This is a genomic window from Staphylococcus sp. CoH_129_LAB_1, assembly GCF_058191515.1.
This window is the reverse complement of the sequence record NZ_JBXWKZ010000068.1, coordinates 1-452: the sequence shown is the minus strand read 5'-3', so window position 1 is coordinate 452 and position 452 is coordinate 1. Positions and strand designations below refer to the sequence as shown.

At 55.3% G+C, this 452-nt stretch carries 1 protein-coding gene; it reads right to left on the bottom strand.

The genetic code is table 11. The features are described 5' to 3' along the window. On the bottom strand, positions 1 to 315 hold a 315-nt coding region (locus AC2FB1_RS11125; protein ID WP_490675274.1), incomplete at its 3' end, for a hypothetical protein. Positions 316 to 452: the final 137 nt, after the last annotated feature.

Below are 452 nucleotides of genomic sequence, written 5' to 3'. Positions count from 1 at the left end.
TTCTAGTTCTTGCGTCTTGGATCGGGCTTCTGTTTCTGCCTCATCCATTGCCGAGTGGAACGCAGATGCCGCTCCTGTGATGTCAACTGCGCGCTGCGCAATCTCGGCGCGTACTTCCTCGGTGTTGATCGCGCCATCGAATTCGGCTAGCGCTGCTTGAAGCTCGCCCCGTGCCTTTTCGAATACGTGCATGCGCACCACCAGACCGAGTGCAATGCGCAGTCCATTCATGTACTCGTCTGGTGCGTTTTCAATCACAGCCAGAAGATTGACGCGCACGCGATTCAACGTTTCAAGATCAAGATTATGATCCATCACTTCTTCTCCTTTTTAGGCCCATCAGCAACTGCCTCGAACTCTTGCTCACCGGCCTCGATTCGAGTAGCCAGCAATTCGAGGTGAGCCGCGAGCTTGCGCAGCGCCTTAGGACTCGACGGCAGGCTAATCCCCTG